Source organism: Chloracidobacterium sp. N (assembly GCF_018304765.1).
GTDB classification, from domain to species: Bacteria; Acidobacteriota; Blastocatellia; order Chloracidobacteriales; family Chloracidobacteriaceae; genus Chloracidobacterium; species Chloracidobacterium aggregatum.
This window is the reverse complement of record NZ_CP072643.1, coordinates 387,487-410,946: the sequence shown is the minus strand read 5'-3', so window position 1 is coordinate 410,946 and position 23,460 is coordinate 387,487. Positions and strand designations below refer to the sequence as shown.

Here is a 23,460-nt window from a genome sequence, read left to right as displayed (position 1 = left end):
TTACACCACTCGAAGGCCATGGCTGCTACCTATCCTTTTTCCAGAGGGAAATTGCGTGCCGCCCATGGATGATGCTGCACTGTAAGTGTGGCGCATCCTGCACAGAAGCAAGCATTTTGAGCGGCGTGACGCAAAGATAGCCATCGGCTGAAGCTGCGTCAATTGGCGAATCGGATGGAGCTGCCAGAACCTCGCTGCGCCACCCCCGCCAACGTCCCCTTAGCTGTTGACAAGTTCCCGGGCCCGCTCAGCAGCGCGCACCACAGCTTTGATGAGCGTGACGCGCAGCTTGCCCTCTTCGAGTTCAAGCAGCCCGTCCACGGTACAGCCGGCCGGTGTTGTGACGCTGTCCCGCAGCAGTGCCGGGTGCTGTCCGGTTTCAAGCGCCAGCTTCGCTGCGCCGAGCATGGTCTGCGCCGCCAGCAGGGTCGAAATGTCACGCGGAATGCCGAGCTTGACGCCGGCTTCCGACAGGGCTTCGAGCACCACGTAGATGTAGGCCGGGCCACTTCCCGACAGACCCGTAACCGCATCCATGAGCTTTTCTTCGAGAAAGGCGGTGCGCCCGACGGCGCTGAAAATTTCTTCAGCTAACCGCTGATGCTCCGGTGTGGCGCGGCGTCCGGCGCACAGGACGGACATGCCCTCGTTGAGCAGCGCCGGCGTATTGGGCATGGCGCGGATGACGGCCGCCGGCACCGGCAGACGCTCTTCAATGAAGGACGTACTGACCGATGCCGCCACGCTGATGAAAAGTTGTGACGCGGAAACGGCCGGGGCAATGCTTTCGAGAACGGCCGTCATGTTCTGGGGTTTGACGGCCAGAATGACAATGTCGCGCCCGGCGACGGCCGCAGCATTGTCGGTCGTGACCGGGATGCCAAGCCGCAAATCCACGCGCGCCATCGAAGCCTGGCGGGCTACGGAGCCAATGAGGTTGGTACGCTCGACATCTGCCCGGCGGACGAGTCCTGAAACCAGCGCCTCACCCAGTTTGCCGACGCCGAGAATGGCAATTTTTTTGTCGTAGAGCATAAGCTGACGCCATGTGGTTGAATGGTTTTGCCGAACTTTCGGATGTGATGTTGTAACACACCAGACAAGGCGTGAAGCTGCCGGATGGTACCGCCGGGGTGTGATGGCATCCGCCGCGGGCTGTCCGGAAAACTGGCCGGGCGGTCTGGTGTCGGCATCGTCCTCAGGTCTATGCTGCCCGAACGATGCTGAAGTTGTAACGTGGCTGCTTGTGCCTTCAGCCAGCCAAGCTTTCAGGTTGCCTGGGGAAGTGCGTCCACGACACAGGGTGGAATGAGAAGATGCTGGAGACGGATGTTGCCCGGCGACTGATTGCGGCGCACCACTGGCACCACGATTTCGAGGTGCTCCCTGACGTTCGGACGCATGGCACGTACAACCCGGAGGGGCTGTGGCTGGAGTTGGAACTGCCGGAAGACCTGACCGGTATTCGCCTGGCGGATGTGGGCGCCTCGAACGGGTATTTCAGTTTCCGGGCGCATCGGCAGGGAGCCTCCGTCGTTGCGTTCGACTATCGCCACCGGGATAACTCCGGCTTTGCGCTGCTGTCCATGATTCAGGGCGTGGACATCCCACACCATCAGGTCAATGTTCTGGACGCTTCGCTGGGCGGCTATGGGCCGTTTGACATCGTGCTTATGCTGGGGCTGCTCTACCACACGGCCGACCCTTACCGCGCTCTTTCCAACGGCGCGGCGCTGGCGTCGCATCGGCTTCTGATTGAGTCCTATTGCATAGATTCCGAGTTGCCGGAAGCCCTGCGGTCTGAGCCAGTGATGCGCTTTCTCCCAGACCCTGAACGGTTCCCGGACCGGGGACAGCCGAATGCAGACGCAAGCAACTTCTGGGGATTTACTTCCGTGTGCCTGAAAATGATGGTTGAGGACGTGGGCTTTGCCGTTGATCGGTTGCGGGTCCGGGAGCAGCGGGTGCTGCTCGATGCGCACCGGGTGGGCGGTGAGGAGCGCCGCCAGCGCCTTGCCTACCGTTGCCTGGACCATCATCCTCCGGCTGGCGATCCCTCCGAGCCGTCTTCCTGGACGATTTTCTAGCCCCGGTCCCGGCTGCCCTCTATGTTGTTTGCCCTGCGTATGTTCTGGCGCGAGATGCGGGCCACCTGGCGTCAGATGGTCTTTTTCCTCGTCTGCCTGGCTGTGGGGACAGGGCTGGTCATCACCCTCCGCTCGGCCATTCAGAACCTGCGCGTGGCGCTCGTCCGGCAGTCCCGTGGCTTTCTGGCGGCCGATGTGGAAGTCCGGCTGCCTTACGGGCGGCTGGCCGTGCTGCGCCCCCGTCTGGATGCCGTCCTGACCACCTTTCCCGATGCCGCCCGCACCGATGCCATCGAGCTGGCGACGGGCGTCGTGGCGGACAGCGAAGAAGCAACGCGCGTGCTCGTGCGCGCCGTGGATGAACGCTATCCGCTCGATGGGCAAATCCTGCTGGAAAGCGGAACGTACCACTATGACCTGCTGACCGGGCGGGGGATTATCGTGGCGGCATCCCTGCTGGACCGCCTGGATACCGCCGTGGGAAAGCCGCTGAAGATTGGCAGCCAGACATTCACCATTCGCGGCACCTTCCGCCGCGAGGATACGCCGACGGCCATCGGCGCGTCACCGCTGGTCCTGATGTCGGCGGCCGATATGAAGACGACGGGGCTGCTGACGCCTGATGCACGCGCCACCTATGCCGTACGGTTGCGCGTTGGCGACCGTCCCGACCGCATCGCCGACCTGGCCCGCGCTCTGCGCCAGGAACTGCCGACGAACAGCGGGGCGTCGGTCGAGACCGCCCGCGCCCGTGAAGCCCGTGTGTCCGCGCCGCTGGACGAAACCGAAAACTTTTTCGGACTGGTCGGCATTGCCGTCACGATGCTGGGCGGCGTCGGTATCGCCAGTGTCACCTACACCATCATCGGTCAGCGCATCCGCGCCATTGCCGTCCTCAAGTGTCTGGGCGCTTCCAGTTCTCTCGTGTTTGGCGTCTATACCCTCCAGATGGCCATGCTGGGGCTGCTGGGCAGCGCCTGCGGCTGGGGACTGGCGGCGTTGTCCGTCCGGGGGCTGGGGCCGAAGGCCGCCGGACAGTTCCCCTTCCCGGTGGTGTTCGAGCTGACCTGGTCCGCCATCGGGCAGGGCTTTGGCATCGGACTCATCGTGGCGCTGGCCTTTTCGGTCGTCCCGCTGGCCGGTGTGCGCAATGTCAAGCCCAATCTGCTCCTCCGCAGTCGGGTCGAACCGCTGGCACTGCCGCTGCGCTGGGCGCTCCCGGTTGGACTGCTCGCGCTGGGCGCGCTGTATGCGCTGTTTCTCTGGCAGGCGGGGTCGTTCCGTCTGGGCAACACCGTGTTCCAGACCATGGCCGTGACCCTGCTGGTGCTCTATGCCGTCAGTTGGGTGGTCATCCGTCTGGCGAGCCTGGGGCGGCACGTGCCCTTGTTCACCCTCCGGCAGGGATTGGCGGCGCTGCGCCGGCCCGGCAACCAGGCCGCCGTGATTGTGATGACGGTCGGCGTGGGGCTGTTCTTTGCCCTGACCGTGCGCCTGGTGGAGCGCAATCTGCTCTACAGCGTCAATCTGGCCGCCGCCGAAAACCTCCCGAACCTGTTGTTGCTCAACGTCCTGCCCTCCCAGACCGACCGGGTCGGGGCTGTTGTGGAACAGCATCTGCAGACACGCCCTACGTTCATCCCGCTCATCTCGGCACGGATTACCGCCATCAACGGCCGGCGGATTGACTTCGCCGCCATCCGGGAAGCCGGACGGCGGGCGGCCGTTGACCGTGAGTTTCGCCTGACCTACCGGGCCGAACTCGATGCCGGGGAAACCGTCGTGGAAGGGAAGTGGTGGGCCCCCACGCCCTCGGACACCCTGGAGCTGTCGCTGGAGACCTTTCTGCAAAACAATCTCGGTGTGCGTGTCGGCGACCGCCTGACGCTTGACATCCAGGGGCGGGAAGTGACCGGCATCGTGAGCAGTATCCGGCGCATCGAGCCGCGCCGCAGCCAGCAGTTTTTTGCCATTGTGGCCCGGCCGGGGAAGGTTCTGGAGCAAGCGCCACAGACCTTCCTGGGAACGGTCAAAACGGATGTCCTTGACCGCTCGCCCGACGCCTACCGCAGGCTGACGGCAGCGGTCACCAGGGTGTCTCCCAACGTTCTGGTCGCGCTGACGAGTGAGTTCCTGAAAACGGTGCGCACGATTCTGGAGGGGCTTCAATCGGCGCTGACCACAATTGGCAGCCTGGTTGTATTCAGCGGCGTGGCCATGCTCATCGGGGCTGTGACCCTGACCCGCTATCAGCGGCAGTATGAAACCGCCCTGCTCAAAACCCTTGGGGCGCGTTTCGTGACGCTCATCGGGCTGACCCTCATCGAATACGGTGCGCTGGCTGTGGCCGCCGTCATCATCGGCGGCGGCGGCGCGCTGGGGGCAAGCTGGTACATCACCCGCTACGTCCTGCGCAGCGAATGGCTTCCGTTCTGGGAAGACTGGCTCATTGGTGCCGGGGGAACGTTTCTGCTCGTCCTTCTGGTGGGGGGCGTGGCCAGTTGGGACATCCTCCGCAAAAAACCACTCGGCATCCTGCGCAGCGGAGACTAGCGCACACCCTGGCGGCGGCTTTGTTTCGCTCAGTTTGGCCAAACTGCGAAATGCTTTAGAATGCTGCCCCGGAGCGGTCGTCAGGGCTTCAGGCACAGGCCTGACGACTGAAAAATGTATGTTACGCACCATTGTTCGGTTCAGGGCCTGGTTTCTGGAAGGCGCACGTGATCGGACGCTTTCCGCTGCCAAGGCCCGCGTCCACACCCATCCCACCAAGCCCTGGTGGCAGGTGATGTGTCTGACCGGTGTGGATTACTTCTCGACTCTGGCGTATCAGCCCTACATCGCTTTTCTGGCCGTGGGCGCGCTGGCACCCGTCGCCACGCTGTTTCTGGTGGCGCTGACCCTGTTCGGGGCGGTGCCCATGTACTGGCGTGTGGCCCGCGAAAGCCCGAATGGGCAGGGCAGCATCGCCATGCTCGAACAACTGCTGCCGGGATGGCGGGGAAAGACCTTCGTTTTGTGTCTGCTGGGTTTTGCCGCCACGGATTTCGTCATCACCATCACGCTTTCGGCGGCCGATGCCGCCGAGCACCTGATTGAAAATCCCTTCGCTCCGCATTGGCTCGACCACCGGTTGCTGCTGACCTTTTTCCTGCTCGTCCTGCTGGGCGCCATTTTTCTCAAGGGCTTTGCCGAAGCCATCTACATTGCCGTCGCCTTGGTCATTGCCTTCATGGGGCTGAATGTCATCGTCATCGGCCGGGGGCTGTACGAAATCATCACCCACCCGGAGGTGTTTCCCCGCTGGCAGCAGGCATTGGCGGCGGGTGCTTCCCACGGCAATGTGTGGCTGATTTTCGTGCTGTCACTGCTGGCTTTCCCTAAACTGGCACTTGGTCTGTCCGGTTTTGAAACCGGTGTGACCGTCATGCCCCTCATCAAGGGCGATCTGACCGACACGCCCGACAACCCGGCCGGGCGCATCCGCAATGCGAAAAAGCTGTTGCTGACGGCGGCGGTCATCATGTCGCTGGCGCTCATTGGCAGTTCGCTCGTGACGACCCTGCTCATCCCGCCGTCCGCGCTCGAACCGAACGGCAAGGCGGCCGGGCGCGCGCTGGCCTATCTGGCGCACGAGTTTTTCGGCGTCGGTTTTGGGACGCTCTACGACCTGACGACAGCGGCCATTCTGTGGTACGCCGGCGCTTCCGCCATGGCCGGGCTGCTGAATCTCATCCCGCGCTACCTGCCGCGCTACGGCATGGCCCCGGAGTGGGCGCGGGCGAATCGTCCGCTGGTGGTGGTCATCACGGGCGTGACGCTGTTCGTTACCTGGTTTTTCGACGCCAGCATCGAAGCCCAGGGCGACGCCTATGCCACCGGCGTGCTCATGCTGATGCTGTCGGCCTCGATTGCCGTCGTCATCTCGGCCCGCCGCGATGGGGGCTGGACGTACGCCGGTTTCATTGCCATTGCGCTGGTGTTTACCTACACGACGCTCGAAAACATCCGCGAACGCCCGACGGGGCTGAAGGTCTGCCTGGCGTTCATTCTGTCGCTCATCTTTGTTTCGCTGGTTTCGCGGGCGCTGCGGGCGACGGAGTTGCGGACGAAGCGCGTCGTTCTGGATGACAAAGCCCGGAAGTTTCTGCACGAAGCCGTCCGCAACAACATGCTCCGTATTGCCGCCAACCGTCCCCAGACCGGCACCGAGCGGGAATATGCCCGCAAACGCGCTGAACTCAAGCGGGTGCACCGCATCAACCACGACGAACCGGTGCTGTTTTTCGAGGTGCAGATTGTCAATCCCTCCGAGTTCAACGATGAGGTGCTCGAAGTCCACGGGGTGACGGTGGGGAAGCATCGTATCCTGCGCTGTGACAGCCCGGCCGTGCCCAATGCCATTGCGGCCTTTCTGCTCCATGCCCAGAAGGAAACCGGCGTGATTCCCGACGTGTACTTTGGGTGGACGGAAGGCAGTCCGATTGGCTACGCCTTCAAGTATCTGTTTCTGGGCGAAGGCGACACGGCTCCGGTGGTTCACGAGGTGCTGCGCAAAGCGGTTGATAACCCGGAAAAACGCCCCTGTGTCCATGTTGGTTGAATCTGGAGGCATTCCACTACCGATGGTGTACTGCCAACCGGTGCGCCGTCGGTGGTGCTTCAGCCGCTGGTATGTCCTGTGTTTCTGGTGGCTGTTGTGCGCCATACCGGCTGCGGCGCTGGACCCGCACAAGACGGTCACGCAGTATGGACGGGACATCTTCCAGGAGGGACTCCCCCAGCAGAGCGTCCACGCCATTCTGCAGACCCGGGATGGCTACCTGTGGTTGGCCACGTATGAGGGCGTGGCCCGCTTCAACGGGTTCAGCTTCACGGTTTTTGACCGGCGGAACACGCCGGCCATCAAAAACAACAGTGTGTGGTCCCTGTGTGAAGACCGCGCCGGCACGCTGTGGATGGGCACGCTCGGCGGCGGACTGCTCCGCTACCGGGACGGCGTATTTACAGCCCTCACGAAAGCCGACGGACTGGCCGGTGACTTTGTTTATGCCCTGTGCGAAGGCCCGGATGGTACGCTCTGGGTCGGAACGAACCAGGGCCTGAGCCGTTTTCACCAGGGCCGCTGGGAAATCTGCCCGGCCGAGCGCCCCTTCAAAATCCTGGCGCTCGGCTTTGACCGCACCGGTATGCTGTGGGTCGGAACGGAGGGCGCCGGGCTCCATCGCGTGGTGGGCGGGCAGCTTGCGCGTTTTACCGTGGACGAAGCTCCTGCCGGGGATACCGTCACCGCCATCCGGGAGACTTCGGACGGCATCCTGTGGCTCGCCTTCTATGGGGTGGGGCTGGTGGCCCGCCGGGAGGGGCAGACCACACTGTATGCCGAGCGGCAGGGGCTGCCCAGCCGGCTGGTCTGGACGTTGTGGGAAGACCGTGACCGCGTTCTGTGGATTGGCACCGATGGCGGCGGCGTCGCCCGTCTGTACCAGGGACGTTTTGAGACTTTCACGGCGCGCGACGGACTGACCCAGGACTTCGTGCGTTCGCTTTCCGAAGACCGTGAGGGAAGCCTCTGGCTTGGCACGAATGCCGGGTTGACGCGCTTGAGGGATACAAGGGTAACGGTCTTTGGCGCGCCACAGGGGTTGCCGGCCGAGAGTGTCCGCAGTGTGTGCGAAGACCAGGCCGGGCGGCTCTGGATCGGGACGGATGGCGGCGGGGTGTGTGTGCTCGACGGTCGCCAGACGACGGTGTACGGCAAGGCGCAGGGATTGACCAACGAGGCCGTCCGGTCGGTGTACCCGGACCGGGGTGGTGGCGTCTGGGTTGGCACCAATGGCGGTGGGGTGGTGCTCATCGAGAACGGCAGGATCGTGGCGCGCTATGACAAATCACGTGGACTTTCCAGCGACGCAGTCTATGCCCTGTGTCAGGACGACACCGGCGCCCTGTGGATTGGCACTTACGGCGGCGGTTTGAACCGTCTCCAGGCGGGACGGATTGAGCCGTTTACGGTCGAGAATGGGCTGCCAGACAACATCGTGCGCTGCCTGTTGCCCCGGCGGGCAGGTGGCGTCTGGATCGGTACGCAGGGTGGGTTGTCGCTCTGGCACGCCGGACGGTTTACCCACTACGGGATGGCAGAAGGGCTGCTCAACAACACGGTGTTTACCCTTCACGAGGACCCCGACGGCACGCTCTGGATTGGGACGGAAGGTGGGTTGAGCCGTTTGCGGCGTGGGCAAATCACCTCCCTCACCAGTCGGGTCGGGCTGTATGACGACAAGATATTTCACATCCTGGACGACGCCGAAGGTGGTTTCTGGATGAGCTGCAACCGGGGGATTTTTTGTCTCCGCCGTGACGATGTTGAAGCCGTTCTGGACGGCCGCCGTCCGGCATTGGAGTCCACCAGGGTGTATGGGATTCCCGATGGCATGAGGACGCGCCAGTGCAATGGGGCTTCCTCTCCGGCCGGCTGGGCGACCCGCCGTGGGGAACTGTGGTTTCCGACCGCGCGTGGCGCGGTACGGATCATCCCCCGTGAACTGGTTTCCAACCCACTTCCGCCGCCGGTCTGGATTGAGCGCGTGGTGGTCAACGGTGTCCCGTGCATTGATGTGCCCACGGCCGAGGGGCAGGGCACCTTTGCGCAGGATGAAGGGCGGGTGGAGTTCGACTGCGCCGGCCTGAGTTTTCTCATTCCGGACCGCGTCCGGTTTCGCTTCCGGCTGGAGGGCTACGATGCCAACTGGGTGGATGTCGGCGACCGCCGGACGGCCTTCTACACCAACCTTTCGGCCGGGCGGTATGTGTTTCGTGTTCAGGCCTGCAACAACGATGACGTCTGGAATGAGGTCGGCGCAGCGTACAGCTTCTATCTCTACCCTCCACTCTGGCGGCGGTGGTGGATGCTCACGCTCTACGGATTGGTTGTCGTCGGAGCGGTGTATGGCGGTGTGCGGTGGCGGCTGGGGATTCTGGAGCGGCGCGCCGCGCAGCTCGAAGCGGTTGTCCAGGCGCGGACGGCGGAGGTCGTCCGGCAACGCGATGAGATCGCCATGCAGCAGGCGGAGATGCTCGACAGCATCCGTTACGCCGAGCGCATTCAGCGTTCCATGCTGATGTACCGGGAGCGGATGGCAGCCGTTCTGGAAGAGCATTTCATTGTGTTTTTGCCCAAGGACATCGTATCGGGTGACTTTTACTGGTTCGATCAGGTGGGGGAAGATGAAGACGTGATAGTGGCGGTCGCCGACTGCACCGGGCATGGTGTGCCGGGGGCGCTGCTGGCGATGGCCGGCAGCATCCTGCTGACCCAAATCGTACGCGGGGAGGGCATCACCGATCCGGCGGCCATCCTCGAACGGCTGGATGCCAGTTTGCTGGAGACCCTTCAGGTGCACGGGCACCGGGAGACGGCGGCATCCGTGGAAACGCTGGATGGTTTGGAGATGACGCTGTGCCACATCAGCCTCCGGCACCGGCAGGTGACCTTTGCCGGCGCCGGGCGACCGCTCTACTACGCCGTGGCCGGTGAAGGACCGGAAGAGAATGGGCTCATCCGCCAGTTGTCGGGCAACCGACGTGCCATTGGTGGTTTCAGTCGCCGCCACCGGGAGACGTTCCGCAACCATGGACTGTCCTTTGACCGGGGGCTGGTTCTGTATCTGACTTCCGATGGGTTTGCCGATCAGCCGGGGGGAGCACAGGGCCGCCGATACAGCACGCGGGTTCTGCGTCAGCAGCTTGGCCGGTTGTATCACCGGCCCCTGGCTGAGCAGAAGGCGCAGTTGCTCGCCCTGTTGCAGGACTACCAGAACGGGCTGCCGCAGCGGGATGACATCACTGTGCTGGGCATCCGTCTGGGCGACTGGGATTGATCGGTGAAAGCATTTCGGTGGCGGCCCCCGGATGTGGGCATGGCTACCCTGTGGCGTGGACGGTCAAGGCGGTAGCGCAAAGCCGGTTGCCTGCCGGTGGGGCCGGCAATATGCTCGCGGCCGGAATCGAACCGGCGACCTACCGCTTAGGAGGCGGTTGCTCTATCCACTGAGCTACGCAAGCACATCAGCCTTCCGCTGGACAATCGCTACCCGGAAAGAAGCCGTGCTGTCAAGCCGCCGGAGTACGGCAAAGCTGTCTGCCAGGTTTTGAATGGCGCCGGACCGGGGGTTGCGGGAATCCGTGTGAACCGAAAATCATGGGTGACATGCGCCGGTTTTCTCTGCAGAACAACCAGATGGACGATGCTGACGAGCCGGTTCACAACTGGTATCGCTTCGTACTGTCGTTTCCACCTCACCTGGTGCGCCACTACCTGCACCGGTTTGGCGTCTCGGAGCACCACTGCGTTCTCGATCCATTTTGTGGAACGGGGACGACCCTCGTCGAGTGCAAAAAGCTCGGTATTCCCAGCATCGGCATTGAAAGCAATCCGGTGGCCTGGTTCGCCAGCCAGACCAAGGTGGATTGGCGTCCAGACCCGGATGCGTTGTCAGACCACGCTGAATGGATTGCCGGCAAGACCTGGGCGGCGCTTCAGGCGTCCGGCATTGCCGACGAGGCGTTCGGACTGCTTGCCGCGACGAATGGCAGCCGCACCCCAACGCCACCCGAACTCAGAGAGCTTCCACCGGAACAGATGGAGTTGCTGCTGACCAACTCCATAAGTCCGCTCCCTCTGCACAAAACCCTCGTTCTTCTCGAACATTTGCAGGCCGATACCGATAGCCGTTGGCGCCACCACGAGTTGCTGGCGCTCGCCAGGGCCCTGGTTGAGTCCATCGGCAATCTCCGTTTCGGCCCGGAGGTGGGCGTGGGAGCCGTCAAGCCGGATGCGCCGGTCGTCAGCAGTTGGTTGGAGCGGGTCAGATGCATGGCGCAGGATTTGCGCCAGATGCGCGGACGCGACACCCCGGTCCGGGTGCATCTTGCTGATGCGCGCCAGCTTTTGGATGTGCTCCAGCCACAGTCCATTGATGTGGTTTTTACGTCACCGCCCTACCCGAACGAGAAGGAATACACCCGGACGACGCGCCTGGAGTCCGTTGTCCTGGGTTTCATCCGCAATCGCGCCGATCTCAAGGCCCTCAAGCGCGGGTTGATTCGCTCAAACACGCGCGGAGTGACCAGCGAGGACGACGACGATGGCTGGGTCGCCGCCTGTCCGCGCATCCAGGCTCTGGTGGAGAGCATCGAGGCGCGCCGGCTGGAACTTGGCAAGACCAGCGGTTTTGAACGGCTCTACGGCCGGGTGACAAAGCTGTATTTTGGCGGCATGGTGCGCCATCTGTCCGAGTTGCGCCATGTGCTGCGTCCTGGCGCACGCCTGGCCTATGTCGTTGGCGACCAGGCTTCGTATCTGCGCGTGCTGATCCGTACGGGACAAATCCTGGCCGAACTGGCGCAGGACCTGGGCTACGAGGTGGAAAGCATCGATCTCTTTCGCACGCGGCTGGCAACGGCAACCCGCGAACTGCTGCGTGAGGAAGTGGTTGTCATGCACTGGCCGGGTGCGCGGAATGCCTTCGGCGGCACATCCATGACCCAGAGCCTGCCAAATGCGCGCAACGGAGGCGTCATGACGACACAGTACGCCAGCATTGTGGAACATATCTTCAGTGAAAAGTACGAGGCAGGTGCGTCGGAAGTCAGCTTTACGCGGGCTAACATCGTCATGGCGGCTCAGGCGTTGGGGGTGGAACTGCCGAAGAATCTGGGTGATGTCATCTACAGCTTCCGCTACCGCACCCCCCTGCCGCCATCGGTATCCGGCACCGCACCGTCCGGCAAAGCATGGATGATTCAGCCGGCTGGAAGGTCACGCTATCGCTTTGTGCTGGTGAACGCTGATTTGGCACGCATTGTGCCTGACCCGAACCTCACGGAGACGAAAATACCTGATGCCACACCAGGATTGGTCAGCCGCTATGCTTTGGACGACGAACAAGCCCTGCTGGCCAAGGTGCGTTACAACCGGCTGATAGATATGTTCACCGGCGCGGTTTGTTACTCCCTGCAGAATCACCTGCGCACGACTGTGCCGGGCATCGGACAAATCGAAACTGACGAACTGTACGTTGGTGTGGACAGGCACGGCGTGCATTACGTCTTTCCTGTTCAGGCCAAAGGCAGTCAGCGAAAAGGTAGTCAGGGACAAGCCAGCCTGGTTCAGGTTGAGCAGGACGATGCAATGTGCGCCAGCAAGTTCCCGGGTCTGCTTTGCCGGCCGATCGTGGCGCAGTTCATTCAACCCGATCTGGTTGCCTTGCTGATGTTTGGCAGGACGGACAGCGGTGAGTTGGTGCTGATGGCGGAGAAACACTACCGCCTGACGCCTGCTGACCAGGTGACACCGGAGGATTTGCAACGCTACCGCGAGCCGCTTGAAAACTGAAGGAACCGGCCTGTGCCACTGGTTGCCGGGCTGATGTCCGTGAACAGGCGCTACATTGGGAAGCCAGGCTTTGAATGCTAAGCTCTGCGCCGCGAATACCGTTTGGAACCTGCCGGGGAAGTGTGGCTGCTCGTCATTGCATCATCAGGATCATCGGGTGTGCCGGACTGGTGCTGGTCCTGACCGTCCTGCCGGGGTGTCTGCCCTTCGCGCCGTCGGCTTCGGGAGAACGGGCGTCCGAAGGGAAGGCGTCGCCAACCCGTACCGTGACGGACAGCAGCGGCCGCCAGCTCGTGCTGCCGTCCAAACCGCAGCGCATCGTGTCGCAGACGGTGGCAACCGATGAAATCCTGCTCGCGCTGGTCGCACCGGAACGCCTTGTGGCCCTGAGTCATCTGGCCGACGATGCGCGCTACAGCTACTGCGCCGACCGCGCCCAAACCGTCGCGGGGCGGTGTGGCGGGAGCGCCGAGGCCATTCTTCAGTTGCGGCCTGATCTTATCTTTGTCGCCAGCTACAGCCGGGCGGAACTCGTGGAACTGCTGAGCGCTGGCGGGGCCCCGGTCTATCGGTTGACCAAGTTCGGCGGTCTGGCCGACATCCGAGCCAACATCCGTGCCATTGGCGAAGCGGTTGGGGAAACGGCGGCGGCCGAAGCCCTCGTGGCCGGGATGGACCGCCGCTTTGCGGCCCTTGGCGAACGGGCGCGGCAGCGTGGACGGCCGCTACGGATGCTGTCTTTTGGCGGGTCACACTTCACCGCCGGCGCGGAGACAACCTTCGATGACCTGGTACGCGCCGTCGGAGGCATCAACGTCGCCGCCGAACAGGGCATTGTCGGGTTTCGCCAGATTAGTTCCGAGCAGCTTCTGGCGTGGCGGCCCGATGTCATTGTGGTGAGCGCCGAGTCGGGCAAGGAAGATGCGGTTCGCCGGCAGTGGCTGGAAGACCCGGCCGTGGCGGCGGCCATCGGCCGGGACCTCAACCGTCTGATGGTGGTGGAAAGCCGCGCGCTGACGACCGTCTCCCAGCATCTTGCCGACGCCGCCGAGCATCTTGAAGCCCGGCTTTTCCCATCTGCGGAACGCCCCCGACAACTGTCCTGCAACCTGGCCGCACCATGAGATTCCCACTGAAACTTCGCCTCTGCTGCCTGTGGGTGCTTCTGTTTCCCGGTCTCCCCGGCCTTTCTGCGGAGGTTGCCTGGGGACAGACACCCACCGCGCCCGTCAGCGATACCGCGCCGGCGCTGGCGGGCAAGCCGACCGTTGCGCCGCCCTTTCCCATCCAGCCTCCATTTCCGTTCGCCGTGGGCGAGAAGCTGACGTACGAGTTCAGTTTTTCGCGTTTTCCGCTGTCCGGTAAGCTGGGGGAACTGGTGCTGTCAGTTGTCTCCGCCGATGAGGCCCAGTCCGCAAGAACGGCACTCGTGACCCAGATCAAGCCGGAAACCGACCTGTGTCCCCTGCCCGCCCCATTATCGGGATTGGCCTTTCACGCGCAGGCACGGACGCGCGGGTTTCTCCCGGCGCTGCTGCGGGTGGACGTGCGGAATGAATACCTTTCCGTGGTCGAATCCGCTGATCTGGGGCTGCTTTATAACCAGCGCACACTGCGCGAGCGCGAGCGCCAGCGCCTCCAGATGACCTGCCAGGCCCGCACGGACGGAAAGCGCGTGGTGCTGGAGCAGAGCGGCGAAGGGGCGGTCAACACCCGGACGCTTCCGGCCCGGGGCTGGACGACCGACCTGCAAACCTTCTGGTACGTCCTGCGTACGCATCCGCTCACACCCGGCGCGGTCATCCCGATGGTGTTGACAGAAGATGACCGCATCTATGACCTGCCGGTGGTGGTGACGCCAGAGGTGGCACGTATCCAGACCAGTGCCGGAACCTTTCGCGCCCGCAAGCTGGAACTCAAGGCTTACGAGTCCGGCTTTACCCGTTACAAGGGAAGCTTTCTGCTCTGGGTATCAGAAGATGCCGCGCGTCTGCCGGTGCGGGTACAGTTCAAGGCGCGGGGCGTGACGGTGACAGGCGAGTTGGTAGGCTATACGCTGCTCCGCCCGGAGCTGCGTCCCGAACGGCGGCGCTAGTTCCGGTGGCGCTGCCAGAATCCGGCCGGAGAAACCGAAAATCTGAATGCCTGTCCGAATTTTCGGTCAGGGAAGCCCGGTCTCCACGTGGCTTCCGACGCCGACCGACAGGCCCGCCTGCCCGCCGTACTGTCTGGGATACGTGTGTTTGCTTACTTTTTGCGGCGTTTGGTCGGCTGGGTTATCGGGGGGCGCGTTTTGGTACTCGATTTGCCTGCTTATAAGGTATAAGTAATAAGTTGTCCCTGCAAAACGTATCGCTTGGCCGGTTTCCGGCGTCAACCTTCCCTCGGCAGCCGGGGAAACCGCCATTTCTGATGTGGGGCAACCGAAATCCACAGTTTGAGGACGATTTAGATGACCACCTGTGCATCTCCTTTCACAACACGGTGGGGGCGCTGGTCCTGGTTATTTCTGCTGGTGCTGTGCCTGGGGACGTTGAACCTCAGTGCGCTGGCGCAGATTGGGACGGGGACCATTCGCGGCACCGTGACCGATGAGCAGGGTGCGGCGATTGCCGGGGCAACCGTGACGCTGACCAATCCGGCAACGGGCACGACCCGCACCCAAACCACAAACGAGGCCGGCACCTTTTCTTTCACGGGCGTTCCGGCGGCAACCTATACGCTGAAAGTCGAAGCCACAAACTTCAAAGCCTATGAACAGCCGGACATCCGCGCGCGGGTGGATGGCAGTACAACCGTGGGCGTGGTGCTGTCGGTGGGTGAGGCGACGGAAACCGTCACCGTGACGGGCAGCGGCTCCGAAGTCATCGTCAATCGCCAGGACGCCAGTATCGGCAACACGATTGCCCAGCGGCAGATTCTCGAACTGCCTCTGGCCGCGCGCAACATTGCCGGTCTGTTGAGCTTGCAGCCGGGTGTGGCCCCGGACGGCTCGGTAAGCGGGTCGCGCAGCGACCAGGGCAATATCACGCTCGATGGCGTGGACATCAACGAGCAGCAGAACAACAGTGCCTTTGCGCCTGTGCTGCGTACCTCGCCGGAATCGGTTGAGGAGTTCCGGGTCACGGTGAGCAACCCGAACGCCAACCAGGGACGGTCGTCGGGGGCGCAAATCTCCCTCGTCACCAAGAGCGGCACCAACGAGTTTCACGGCTCGGCCTTTTTCTTCCACCGTCCGACAATCGGCAACGCCGGCAACTGGTTCACCAACGCCATCGGGCAGCGGACACCACGGGTGTTGCAGAACGTCTTTGGGGGTGCGATTGGCGGGCCCATCGTCAAGGACCGGTTCTTCTTCTTTTACAACTACGAAGGACGGCGTGACCGCTCGCAGCAGTCAGTGTTGCGCGTCGTTCCCCTGCCGCACCTGGGACGGGGCGAACTGCGGTTCAATGCCGTCAATGCGGCCACCGGCGCGCCGGTCGGGATTCGGACGTTGACGGCGGCGCAGATCAGCCAGGCGTTTCCGGCACTGGCGGCCGCAGGCGGCGGTTCGGCGTTGAATCCGGCAGCGGTGGCGTACCTGGCACAGGCGGCCAGTCGCTATCCGGCAAACGACGCTGGTGCCGGGGATGGCGTCAATACTGGCGGTTTTCGTTTCAATGCGCCGACGCCATTCGACTTCAATGCCCACATTGGACGGCTCGACTGGAAGGTGGACAACGCCGGCCGGCACACGCTGTTTGCCCGCGCCAACGTGCAGTATGACGTGCAAACCCAGACCTCCTTTTTCCCCGACACTCCGGCGCAGCGTCTCTGGTCGCACCCGGTTGGCATTGCGGCCGGCCACACGTGGAACATCAGCAACCGCTGGACAAATGTCTTCCGCTATGGTCTGACCCGCTTCGCCACCAGTCAGCAGGGTGATACGGCGCAGAACTTTATCAATTTCCGGTTCGTGTTCCAGCCAACCTTCAATGCCCGGACGCTCGACCGGATCGTACCGACACACAACTTCACGAATGACACGACATACGTGTTTGGCGACCATACGTTTCAGTTCGGAGCCAATGTCCGCATCATTCGCAACCGGCGGACGGGTTTTGCGCAGGCTTTTGATTTTGGGGTCATCAACCCGATTTTCTATGCCCAGAGCCTGACGGCCCCCATCAACACCTTTGCCGTCAACAACCTGGGGCTGGCCATCCAGCCCGGCCGGGCCGTGCCGGTGCGGGATGCCGTCAATGCGCTCATCGGGCGCATCAACCAGTACACGGTGAATCTGACCTACGATCAGCAGGGGCGCCTGCTGCCGGCCGGCAGTCCTACGGAGCGGTCATTTGCCGCCGAGGAATATGACTTCTACTTCCAGGACATCTGGCGCATCCGGCCGAACCTCACGCTGACCTACGGCATCCGCTATGGGTTGAGCCGGCCCGTCTATGAGCAAAACGGTTTCCAGGCCGGCACGAACATTCCGCTGGGCGACTTCCTGCGGGGACGGGCCATTGGCGCTGCCCAGGGGCGGCCATTCAACGACCTCATCACCATCCGGCTGGCCGGTCCGGCCAATGGTGGCGATCCGCTCTACCAGTTTGCCTACAACAACTGGCAGCCACGGGTAGCCATAGCGTGGACGCCCGATTTCAAGGAAGGCTTCTGGGGTAAGCTCTTTGGCAGCCGTCAGCAATCGGTGTTTCGCGCCGGTTTTTCACTGACCAACGACTACTTCGGGCAGCAGATTGCCGTGCAGTTCGACCAGCGCAACACGCTGGGCTTTGTGCAGCAGCAGCAAACATCCTTTGCTCAGTTCCGGCTGACGAGTCCGCCTTTTGCGCCGCTCTTTACGGCGCAGGGGCAGAGCTTCCGCACCTTCCCCGGCATCAACCCGCCGGCCCAGTTGCGCTTCCCGCTGACCCAGCCGGATGACGGCCAGCAGCGGATCGAGCAGTCCATTGACCAGACGACCCGCCTGCCACGCAACTTCAGTTGGAACTTCTCTTATGGACGGGAACTTCCAGCCGGCCTGTTTGTCGAAGCCTCGTACATTGGTCGGCTGGGGCGGAATCTGCTGGCGCAGCGCGATGTCATGGCGCTCAACAACCTTGTCGATCCGCGCACCGGTGTGGACTGGTACACCGCGGCCGGTCAGCTTGAAGACCTCCGTCGCAACAGCACGCCGATTTCGCAGATTCCCAACATTCCGTACTTCAACAACATCCTCTTCCCGGGCATCCTGGCCAATCTCTTTGCCGGCTTTGGGGGCATCCAGGCCGGTATGACGAATAGCCAGGCCATCTATGCCATGCTTCAGAATCCCGGCACTTGGGGCCTGCTCGGCCCGGCTGACTGGACGACCGTTCAGCTTATCCTCAACAACAGCCCCCGGCCGGGCGGCTACCAAATTGACGGGATTTCTCCGCTGGGTGAAGACCTGTTTTTCCATCCGCAGTACGGCGCGCTCAACACGATTGGAAGTTTTGGCACGTCGGATTACCACGGGGTGGCCATCACGGTGCGCCAGCGGTACAAGAACTACCTGACGTGGGATTTCAACTACACGTTCTCGAAGTCGCTCGATGATGCTTCCGGGCTTCAGACAGCGGGCTTTTTCGGCGGTGGCGGGCTGGTGCTCAATCCGTTCCGGCAGCGCGACAACCGGGCGGTCTCGAACTTTGACCTGCGCCACGTCATCAATGCCAACTTCGTCGTGCAGCTTCCGTTCGGGCGTGGGCGCGCTTTCTTCGGGAATGCTTCGCGCATCCTGGATGCGTTCATCGGCGGCTGGCAGCTTGGCGGTATTGCCCGGTATAACTCCGGGCGGGTGGCCGGCGCGGCGACGGGCGACGGTACGGCCTATGCCACCAACTGGCAGGTGCCGAGCAATGCCGTGCGCATCCGGCAGATTTCATCTTCGCCGACGCGCGGCAACAACCCCAACCTCTTCCGCGATCCGGTCTTTGCCTCCCAGAGCTTCCGCAGCGCCAGACCCGGCGAGACCGGCGAGCGCAACATCTTCCGGTTCCCGGCCTTTGCCAACCTCGACGCCAGCCTGGCCAAGAGCTTCACCATGCCGTGGAGCGAAAACCAGTCGCTTCAGTTCCGGTGGGAGGTGTTCAACGTGACCAACTTCCAGCCGTTTGACGGGGTGCAGACGTTGGCGACGCCAACCGATCCCTTCCGCAGCCAGCCACTGCCCAACTTTGGGCGGCTCACGTCCGTGCAGAGCCAGCCCCGGTTTATGCAGTTCGTGCTGCGGTATGTGTTCTAAATCCAAAAACAATGGCCACGACTCTGTCGGGGGTGCTCTGCACCCCCATTTTTTCTCTGGTTCGATGCGTCAGGAAGACAGCCTGATTCCGGGCCACCGTGGCCGACCAGCCCTGGTTGACGTGTCCAACCGCTTGCCTATAGCTTATTTCCCAGCCATCGTAAAAAACCCTCAGTGCTGTACGCCACCGCTCACCTGACGCTATCCCGACGCCCCTGCTTTGGCGGACGTGTTTGTTATGCCTGCTCTTGGGACGTTCCTTGCCCACTACGAAATCTATGAAAAGCTCGGCGCCGGTGGGATGGGTGAGGTCTATCGGGCACGCGACACCAAGCTCAACCGGGATGTGGCGATCAAGGTGCTGCCGCCGCACCTGGCCAGCGACCAGGAAATCCGGTTGCGGTTTGAACGCGAGGCCCGCGCCATTGCACAGTTGTCGCATCCCAACGTACGCGCCATCTATGACTTTGATGTGGTAGGGGAGACGGCCTTTGCCGTCATGGAGTATCTCGAAGGGGAATCCCTGCGTGCGCGGCTGCGGTGCGGTCCGATTCCCCTGGCCGACGGCGTCCGTCTGGGTGTGTCCATTGCCGAGGGGCTGGCGGCCATCCATCAGAAAGGCATCATTCACCGCGACCTCAAGCCGGAGAACATCTTTCTGACGACCGACGGGCAGATCAAGATTCTCGATTTCGGCGTGGCCCGGGTGGTGAAGTCAACGGTCATTTCTGAAGATGAAGAAACCCGGCATGACAGCGATACCTTCAGCACCTTGCCGGGCATGGTCGTCGGCACGGTGGGGTACATGTCGCCGGAGCAGGTGCGCGGTGCGGCGCTTGACGGGCGCAGCGACATTTTCGCGCTCGGCTGTGTGCTCTTTGAAGTCTTTACCGGGCAGCGTGCCTTTCAGGGCGCAACCCCGGTGGAGGTCACGGCCTCAATCCTGCGGGATGATCCCTTTGAGCAGCTCGATAACACGAAATCGCTTCCGGCTGATCTCAGGCAGGTGCTCGTCCGGTGTTTGCAGCGCCATCCGGCACAGCGCTTCCAGAGCGCCCAGGATTTGGCTTTCGTCCTGCGAACCCTGCTACCGACAATTTCCGAAAAAACCAGGCCGGACCTGTCCACACAGCCTGCTGACAAGTCAGCGTCACCGCTGCCGACGACGCGCAAGCTGCTCCCGGCAACGGCGCTGAACCGCTCCCGGACGCTCTGGTGGATGGGTGGTACTCTGTTGTCGGTTGTGTTGCTGGGGAGCATGGTGGCGTTTCTCTGGAGCGGCCGGTCGAGGCCGCTGTTTTTGACCTATGCCTACCTGACCAACGCCGGAAGCGACACGTCGCCGGCGTGGTCGCCGGATGGGCAGAGCCTGGCTTTTGCTTCCCGGCGCGATGGACGGCAGCGCATCTGGGTCAAGCGCATCACCGGTGAGTCCGTCGAGGTGGCCATTACGGACGGCGATGACGGCCGCCCGCGCTATTCGCCTGACGGCCAGCAGATCGCCTTCATCCGCCAGATGGAGGACGGTACGGCAGCACTCTACGTCGTGTCGTCGCTGGGTGGTGAACCGCGCCGAATTGCAGGGGAAGCCGTGGATGCCGACTGGGCACCGGATGGCCGCCGGTTGTGCCTGACCCGGTGGGTGCGGGGGCAGGGCGTCACCTCGACCCTGCTGGAACAGGTGGAAAGTGACGGAAGCAACCTGCGCACCATTGCCCGATTGGAGGGCTTGCGGCTGCGCTGCCCGCGCTGGTCGCCGGATGGACAGTACATTGCGCTGGTCAAGGATGTGGTTGCCGGCAACGTCTTCTCGCCGGTGGTTCTGGTCAAGGTCTCCACCGGCGAAGCGCGCCAGCTTAACCCAAAGGAGCGTGGTGGCTATCTGTCGAGTCCGGCCTGGCTGGAAGACAGTTCGGCCGTGGTGGCCATCCAGGCCACGTCACCGGAAGCGCCGAACATCATCACCCCGGCGCGGGTGCTGGTGTTTGACGTACGGACGGAGGAGTGCCGTACCGTTGCCGCACTCCCGCACGATGCACCGGTATGTGATCTGCGGAATGGAAAGCTGGTTTATGAAGCGCGCTCGCGGCGCGGCAATCTCGTGGAGGTACGGCTTGGCACCCGCCCCAACGACATGCCCCAGATGCGGGTCCTGGCCCGGGGCACAAGCATTGACCGCCAGCCGCGCTACACACCGGACGGCAAAGGGTTGGTGTTTACGTCCAACCGCGCTGGCAACAACGACATCTGGCAGCTTGATTTCGGCAGTGGACGCCTCCGCCCGCTGACCACCCACCCGGACACCGACTGGGACCCCGCAGTGGCGCCGGATGGAGCAGCCCTGTACTGGAGCTCCAACCGCAGCGGAACATTTGAAATCTGGACGGCCGCCCCGGACGGCACGCGCGGCCGGGCGCTGACGGCGTTTGGCGCCAGCGCCCAGAACCCAACCGTATCACCTGACGGCAAAGAGGTCTTCTTCACGGTGAGCGATCATCCCCAGTATGGTCTGTGGCGCATGAAAACCGATGGCTCCGGTGGCCAGCGTCTGGTGGCCGAGATGCCCGCCCGGTGGCCGGAAGTCTCCCCTGATGGGCAGTACCTGCTCTACGTGACCACCATGAAGGAAGGCACCGGCAATGCCATCCGGGTGGTCCGCACGGCCGATGGCGAACAGGTCTTTTCCATTGAGGTCGGACTGGGCGGTTTGAGCCACGGGCGGACCCGGTGGTCCCCGGATGGAAAGCAGATCGCCTGGGTTTCAACCATCGGCACTGGCGGTATTTTCATTCAGGATTTTCGTCCCGGAACCGACACCAGCCGCACGCGCCGCCAGCTCGTTGGAGACATCTTTGGGTCGCCGCCGGAAAGTTTTGCCTTCTCACCCGATGGCCGGGCGTTGGTTGTCGCCGCCAGTGATGATGCCCCCAACCTGATGCTGTGTGTCGGGCTTCCAGACCTGACACCCTCCGGGGCACTGGGTCTGATGCGCCGATGACCGCACTCGATTGGGCTGTCATTGCCGCCTACTTTGCCTACCTCATCGTGGATGGCCTCCGCGCCGGCCGGCGTGGACAGACTTCGGACGGCTACTTTCGGGCCGACCGGAGTCTGGGTTGGTGGACGGTCGGGCTGTCGGTGATGGCCACCCAGCTTTCGGCCATCACGCTCGTGGGCGCCACCGGACAGGGCTACACCGATGGACTGCGCTTCGTACAGTTTTACTTTGCGCTTCCCATCGCCATGGTCATCCTGTGCGTCACCGCCGTACCGGGCTTTCACCGGGCCAATGTCTTCACGGCCTACGAGTTTCTGGAACGGCGCTTCGATGCGCGGACGCGCGCGCTCACCAGCCTCTTTTTTCTGCTGTCGCGGGGGTTGGCCACTTCCGTCGTCATTGCCGCGCCGGCCGTGGTGTTGTCCGTCGTACTGGGCTGGCCGGAAACCTTCACGGTGCTGGCCATGGGCGTCGTCACGACGCTCTACACCGTCCTGGGTGGCGTGCGCGCTGTGGCGTGGAACGATGTCAAACAGATGGTGGTGATTCTGGTCGGGCTGGCGGCCATGCTCGGGTTGCTGGTGGTCAAACTCCCGCCGTCGGTTTCCTTGTGGGATGGGCTGCACGTGGCGGGCGCCACGGGACGCCTCACGGCTGTGGTCTGGTCGTTGGACTGGCGCGAGAAGTACACCGTCTGGTCAGGGCTGCTGGCCTCGCTGTTTCTGTTTCTGTCCTACTTTGGCTGTGACCAAAGCCAGGTGCAGCGGTATCTGGCCGCCACTTCGGTGGATGCCGCGCGCCGGTCGCTGCTGCTCAATGCCTTTGTGAAAATCCCTCTCCAGGCAGCCGTGCTGCTGATTGGAGTGCTGATGTTCGTTTTTTACGTCTTTGCGCCGGCGCCGCCGCTGGTGTTTGCCGGAAAGGCGGAGCTGACAGATGAAACGGCACGCCAGACCTATGCCCAGCTTGCGGCCGACTATGCTGTGGCGACCGATGAACGGCGGCAGGCGGCCCTTCGCTACGTGGCTGCCCGGCGGGAACATGCGGCGGCGGCAGCCTCTGCCGAAACAGCTTTTCTGGAAGCACAGGCGCGGTGCGACGCCCTGCACCGGGCGGCTACGAAGCTGCTGTCCGGGACGACCGGACGCCCCTACGACGACACCAACCACATCTTTCCCACCTTTGTTCTGTCCCAGCTTCCGACGGGGCTGGTAGGGTTGATGCTGGCGGCCATCTTTGCCGCGGCGATGTCCACAAGCGCCGGGGAACTCAACGCGCTGGCGACGACGACGGCGCTGGATATGTACCACCGGTGGTGGGCGCCGGAGGCATCGGAAGTCGAACTGGTCAGGTTTGGCCGGCTGGCAACAGTGTTCTGGGGCGGCTGGGCCTGTGTCGGCGCGCTCTATGCGACGCATCTCGGCTCGCTCATCGAGGTTGTCAACCGCTTTGGCTCGTGGTTTTACGGGGCCCTGCTGGGCGTTTTTGTGCTGGCCGTGGCTGACCCACGGGCCGATGGACAGGGTGCTATCAGCGGGCTTTTGCTGGGGATGGGCGTCGTCTGGGTGTTGGCGGCAACCGATCTGGTCGCTTTTCTCTGGCTCAACGCCGTGGGCTGTCTGGTAACGTGCGTCGTTGGCGTCATCGTCAGCCGCATCCGCTGGTCTGGCCGGCGGGAGAAGCAGTAGCCGGGAGAAACCATGTC

11 protein-coding genes and 1 tRNA gene are annotated in these 23,460 nt (G+C 63.0%); 10 read left to right on the top strand and 2 right to left on the bottom strand.

Annotation, left to right across the window (positions count from 1 at the left end; translation table 11 throughout):
• Positions 1 to 219: 219 nt before the first annotated feature.
• Positions 220 to 1,035: a pyrroline-5-carboxylate reductase gene (gene proC / locus J8C05_RS12825; RefSeq protein WP_211423908.1), complete on the bottom strand. Its 816-nt coding sequence runs from the start codon at positions 1,033 to 1,035 to the stop codon at positions 220 to 222.
• 281 nt (positions 1,036 to 1,316) lie between these two features.
• Here proC and J8C05_RS12820 point away from each other — a divergent pair, with 281 nt between their 5' ends.
• The 4 genes from J8C05_RS12820 (at position 1,317) to J8C05_RS12805 (ending at position 9,970) form a co-directional block, all read left to right on the top strand.
• Positions 1,317 to 2,087: a class I SAM-dependent methyltransferase gene (locus J8C05_RS12820; protein WP_211423907.1), complete on the top strand. Its 771-nt coding sequence runs from the start codon at positions 1,317 to 1,319 to the stop codon at positions 2,085 to 2,087.
• 21 nt (positions 2,088 to 2,108) lie between these two features.
• Positions 2,109 to 4,640: an ABC transporter permease gene (locus tag J8C05_RS12815; protein ID WP_211423906.1), complete on the top strand. Its 2,532-nt coding sequence runs from the start codon at positions 2,109 to 2,111 to the stop codon at positions 4,638 to 4,640.
• Positions 4,641 to 4,758: 118 nt separating this feature from the next.
• A complete protein-coding gene (locus tag J8C05_RS12810; RefSeq protein ID WP_211423905.1) occupies positions 4,759 to 6,690 on the top strand; it encodes an APC family permease in 1,932 nt (643 codons plus the stop codon).
• Positions 6,680 to 9,970, top strand: coding sequence for a two-component regulator propeller domain-containing protein (locus J8C05_RS12805; protein WP_211423904.1), 3,291 nt, complete (start codon positions 6,680 to 6,682; stop codon positions 9,968 to 9,970). Before J8C05_RS12810 ends, J8C05_RS12805 begins: the two co-directional genes overlap by 11 nt.
• Positions 9,971 to 10,081: 111 nt before the next feature.
• Here the strand turns inward: J8C05_RS12805 and J8C05_RS12800 are convergent.
• Positions 10,082 to 10,154: transfer RNA gene (locus J8C05_RS12800), tRNA-Arg, on the bottom strand.
• Positions 10,155 to 10,299: 145 nt separating this feature from the next.
• Between J8C05_RS12800 and J8C05_RS15710 the strand changes: the two genes are divergently transcribed.
• The 6 genes from J8C05_RS15710 (at position 10,300) to J8C05_RS12765 (ending at position 23,443) form a co-directional block, all read left to right on the top strand.
• Positions 10,300 to 12,486, top strand: a complete 2,187-nt coding sequence (locus tag J8C05_RS15710; protein ID WP_343316703.1) for a DNA methyltransferase — start codon at positions 10,300 to 10,302, stop codon at positions 12,484 to 12,486.
• 122 nt (positions 12,487 to 12,608) lie between these two features.
• Entirely contained in the window at positions 12,609 to 13,610 is a 1,002-nt protein-coding gene (locus tag J8C05_RS12785; protein ID WP_211423903.1) for an ABC transporter substrate-binding protein, read from the top strand.
• Complete coding sequence (locus J8C05_RS12780; RefSeq protein ID WP_211423902.1) at positions 13,607 to 14,581, top strand: DUF3108 domain-containing protein; 975 nt, start codon at positions 13,607 to 13,609, stop codon at positions 14,579 to 14,581. The genes J8C05_RS12785 and J8C05_RS12780 overlap by 4 nt, the downstream gene beginning before the upstream one ends.
• Before the next feature lie 357 nt (positions 14,582 to 14,938).
• Positions 14,939 to 18,757 (top strand): TonB-dependent receptor, encoded by a 3,819-nt coding sequence (locus tag J8C05_RS12775; protein WP_211423901.1) that lies wholly within the window; start codon positions 14,939 to 14,941, stop codon positions 18,755 to 18,757.
• A gap of 238 nt (positions 18,758 to 18,995) precedes the next feature.
• On the top strand, positions 18,996 to 21,755 hold the full coding sequence (locus J8C05_RS12770; RefSeq protein ID WP_211423900.1) for a protein kinase domain-containing protein: 2,760 nt from the start codon (positions 18,996 to 18,998) through the stop codon (positions 21,753 to 21,755).
• Positions 21,752 to 23,443 carry a sodium:solute symporter family protein gene (locus tag J8C05_RS12765; protein ID WP_211423899.1) on the top strand — a complete coding sequence of 564 codons (1,692 nt, stop codon included), beginning with the start codon at positions 21,752 to 21,754 and terminating at the stop codon, positions 23,441 to 23,443. Before J8C05_RS12770 ends, J8C05_RS12765 begins: the two co-directional genes overlap by 4 nt.
• The last annotated feature ends 17 nt before the right edge of the window (positions 23,444 to 23,460 follow it).

What these genes read in the sequence shown, in the direction of transcription:
- proC (WP_211423908.1), bottom strand. Translation starts at nt 1,035, where the DNA reads ATGCTCTACGACAAAAAAATTGCCATTCTCGGCGTCGGCAAACTGGGT.
- J8C05_RS12820 (WP_211423907.1), top strand. Translation starts at nt 1,317, where the DNA reads ATGCTGGAGACGGATGTTGCCCGGCGACTGATTGCGGCGCACCACTGG.
- J8C05_RS12815 (WP_211423906.1), top strand. Translation starts at nt 2,109, where the DNA reads ATGTTGTTTGCCCTGCGTATGTTCTGGCGCGAGATGCGGGCCACCTGG.
- J8C05_RS12810 (WP_211423905.1), top strand. Translation starts at nt 4,759, where the DNA reads ATGTTACGCACCATTGTTCGGTTCAGGGCCTGGTTTCTGGAAGGCGCA.
- J8C05_RS12805 (WP_211423904.1), top strand. Translation starts at nt 6,680, where the DNA reads ATGTTGGTTGAATCTGGAGGCATTCCACTACCGATGGTGTACTGCCAA.
- J8C05_RS15710 (WP_343316703.1), top strand. Translation starts at nt 10,300, where the DNA reads ATGCGCCGGTTTTCTCTGCAGAACAACCAGATGGACGATGCTGACGAG.
- J8C05_RS12780 (WP_211423902.1), top strand. Translation starts at nt 13,607, where the DNA reads ATGAGATTCCCACTGAAACTTCGCCTCTGCTGCCTGTGGGTGCTTCTG.
- J8C05_RS12775 (WP_211423901.1), top strand. Translation starts at nt 14,939, where the DNA reads ATGACCACCTGTGCATCTCCTTTCACAACACGGTGGGGGCGCTGGTCC.
- J8C05_RS12770 (WP_211423900.1), top strand. Translation starts at nt 18,996, where the DNA reads ATGCCTGCTCTTGGGACGTTCCTTGCCCACTACGAAATCTATGAAAAG.
- J8C05_RS12765 (WP_211423899.1), top strand. Translation starts at nt 21,752, where the DNA reads ATGACCGCACTCGATTGGGCTGTCATTGCCGCCTACTTTGCCTACCTC.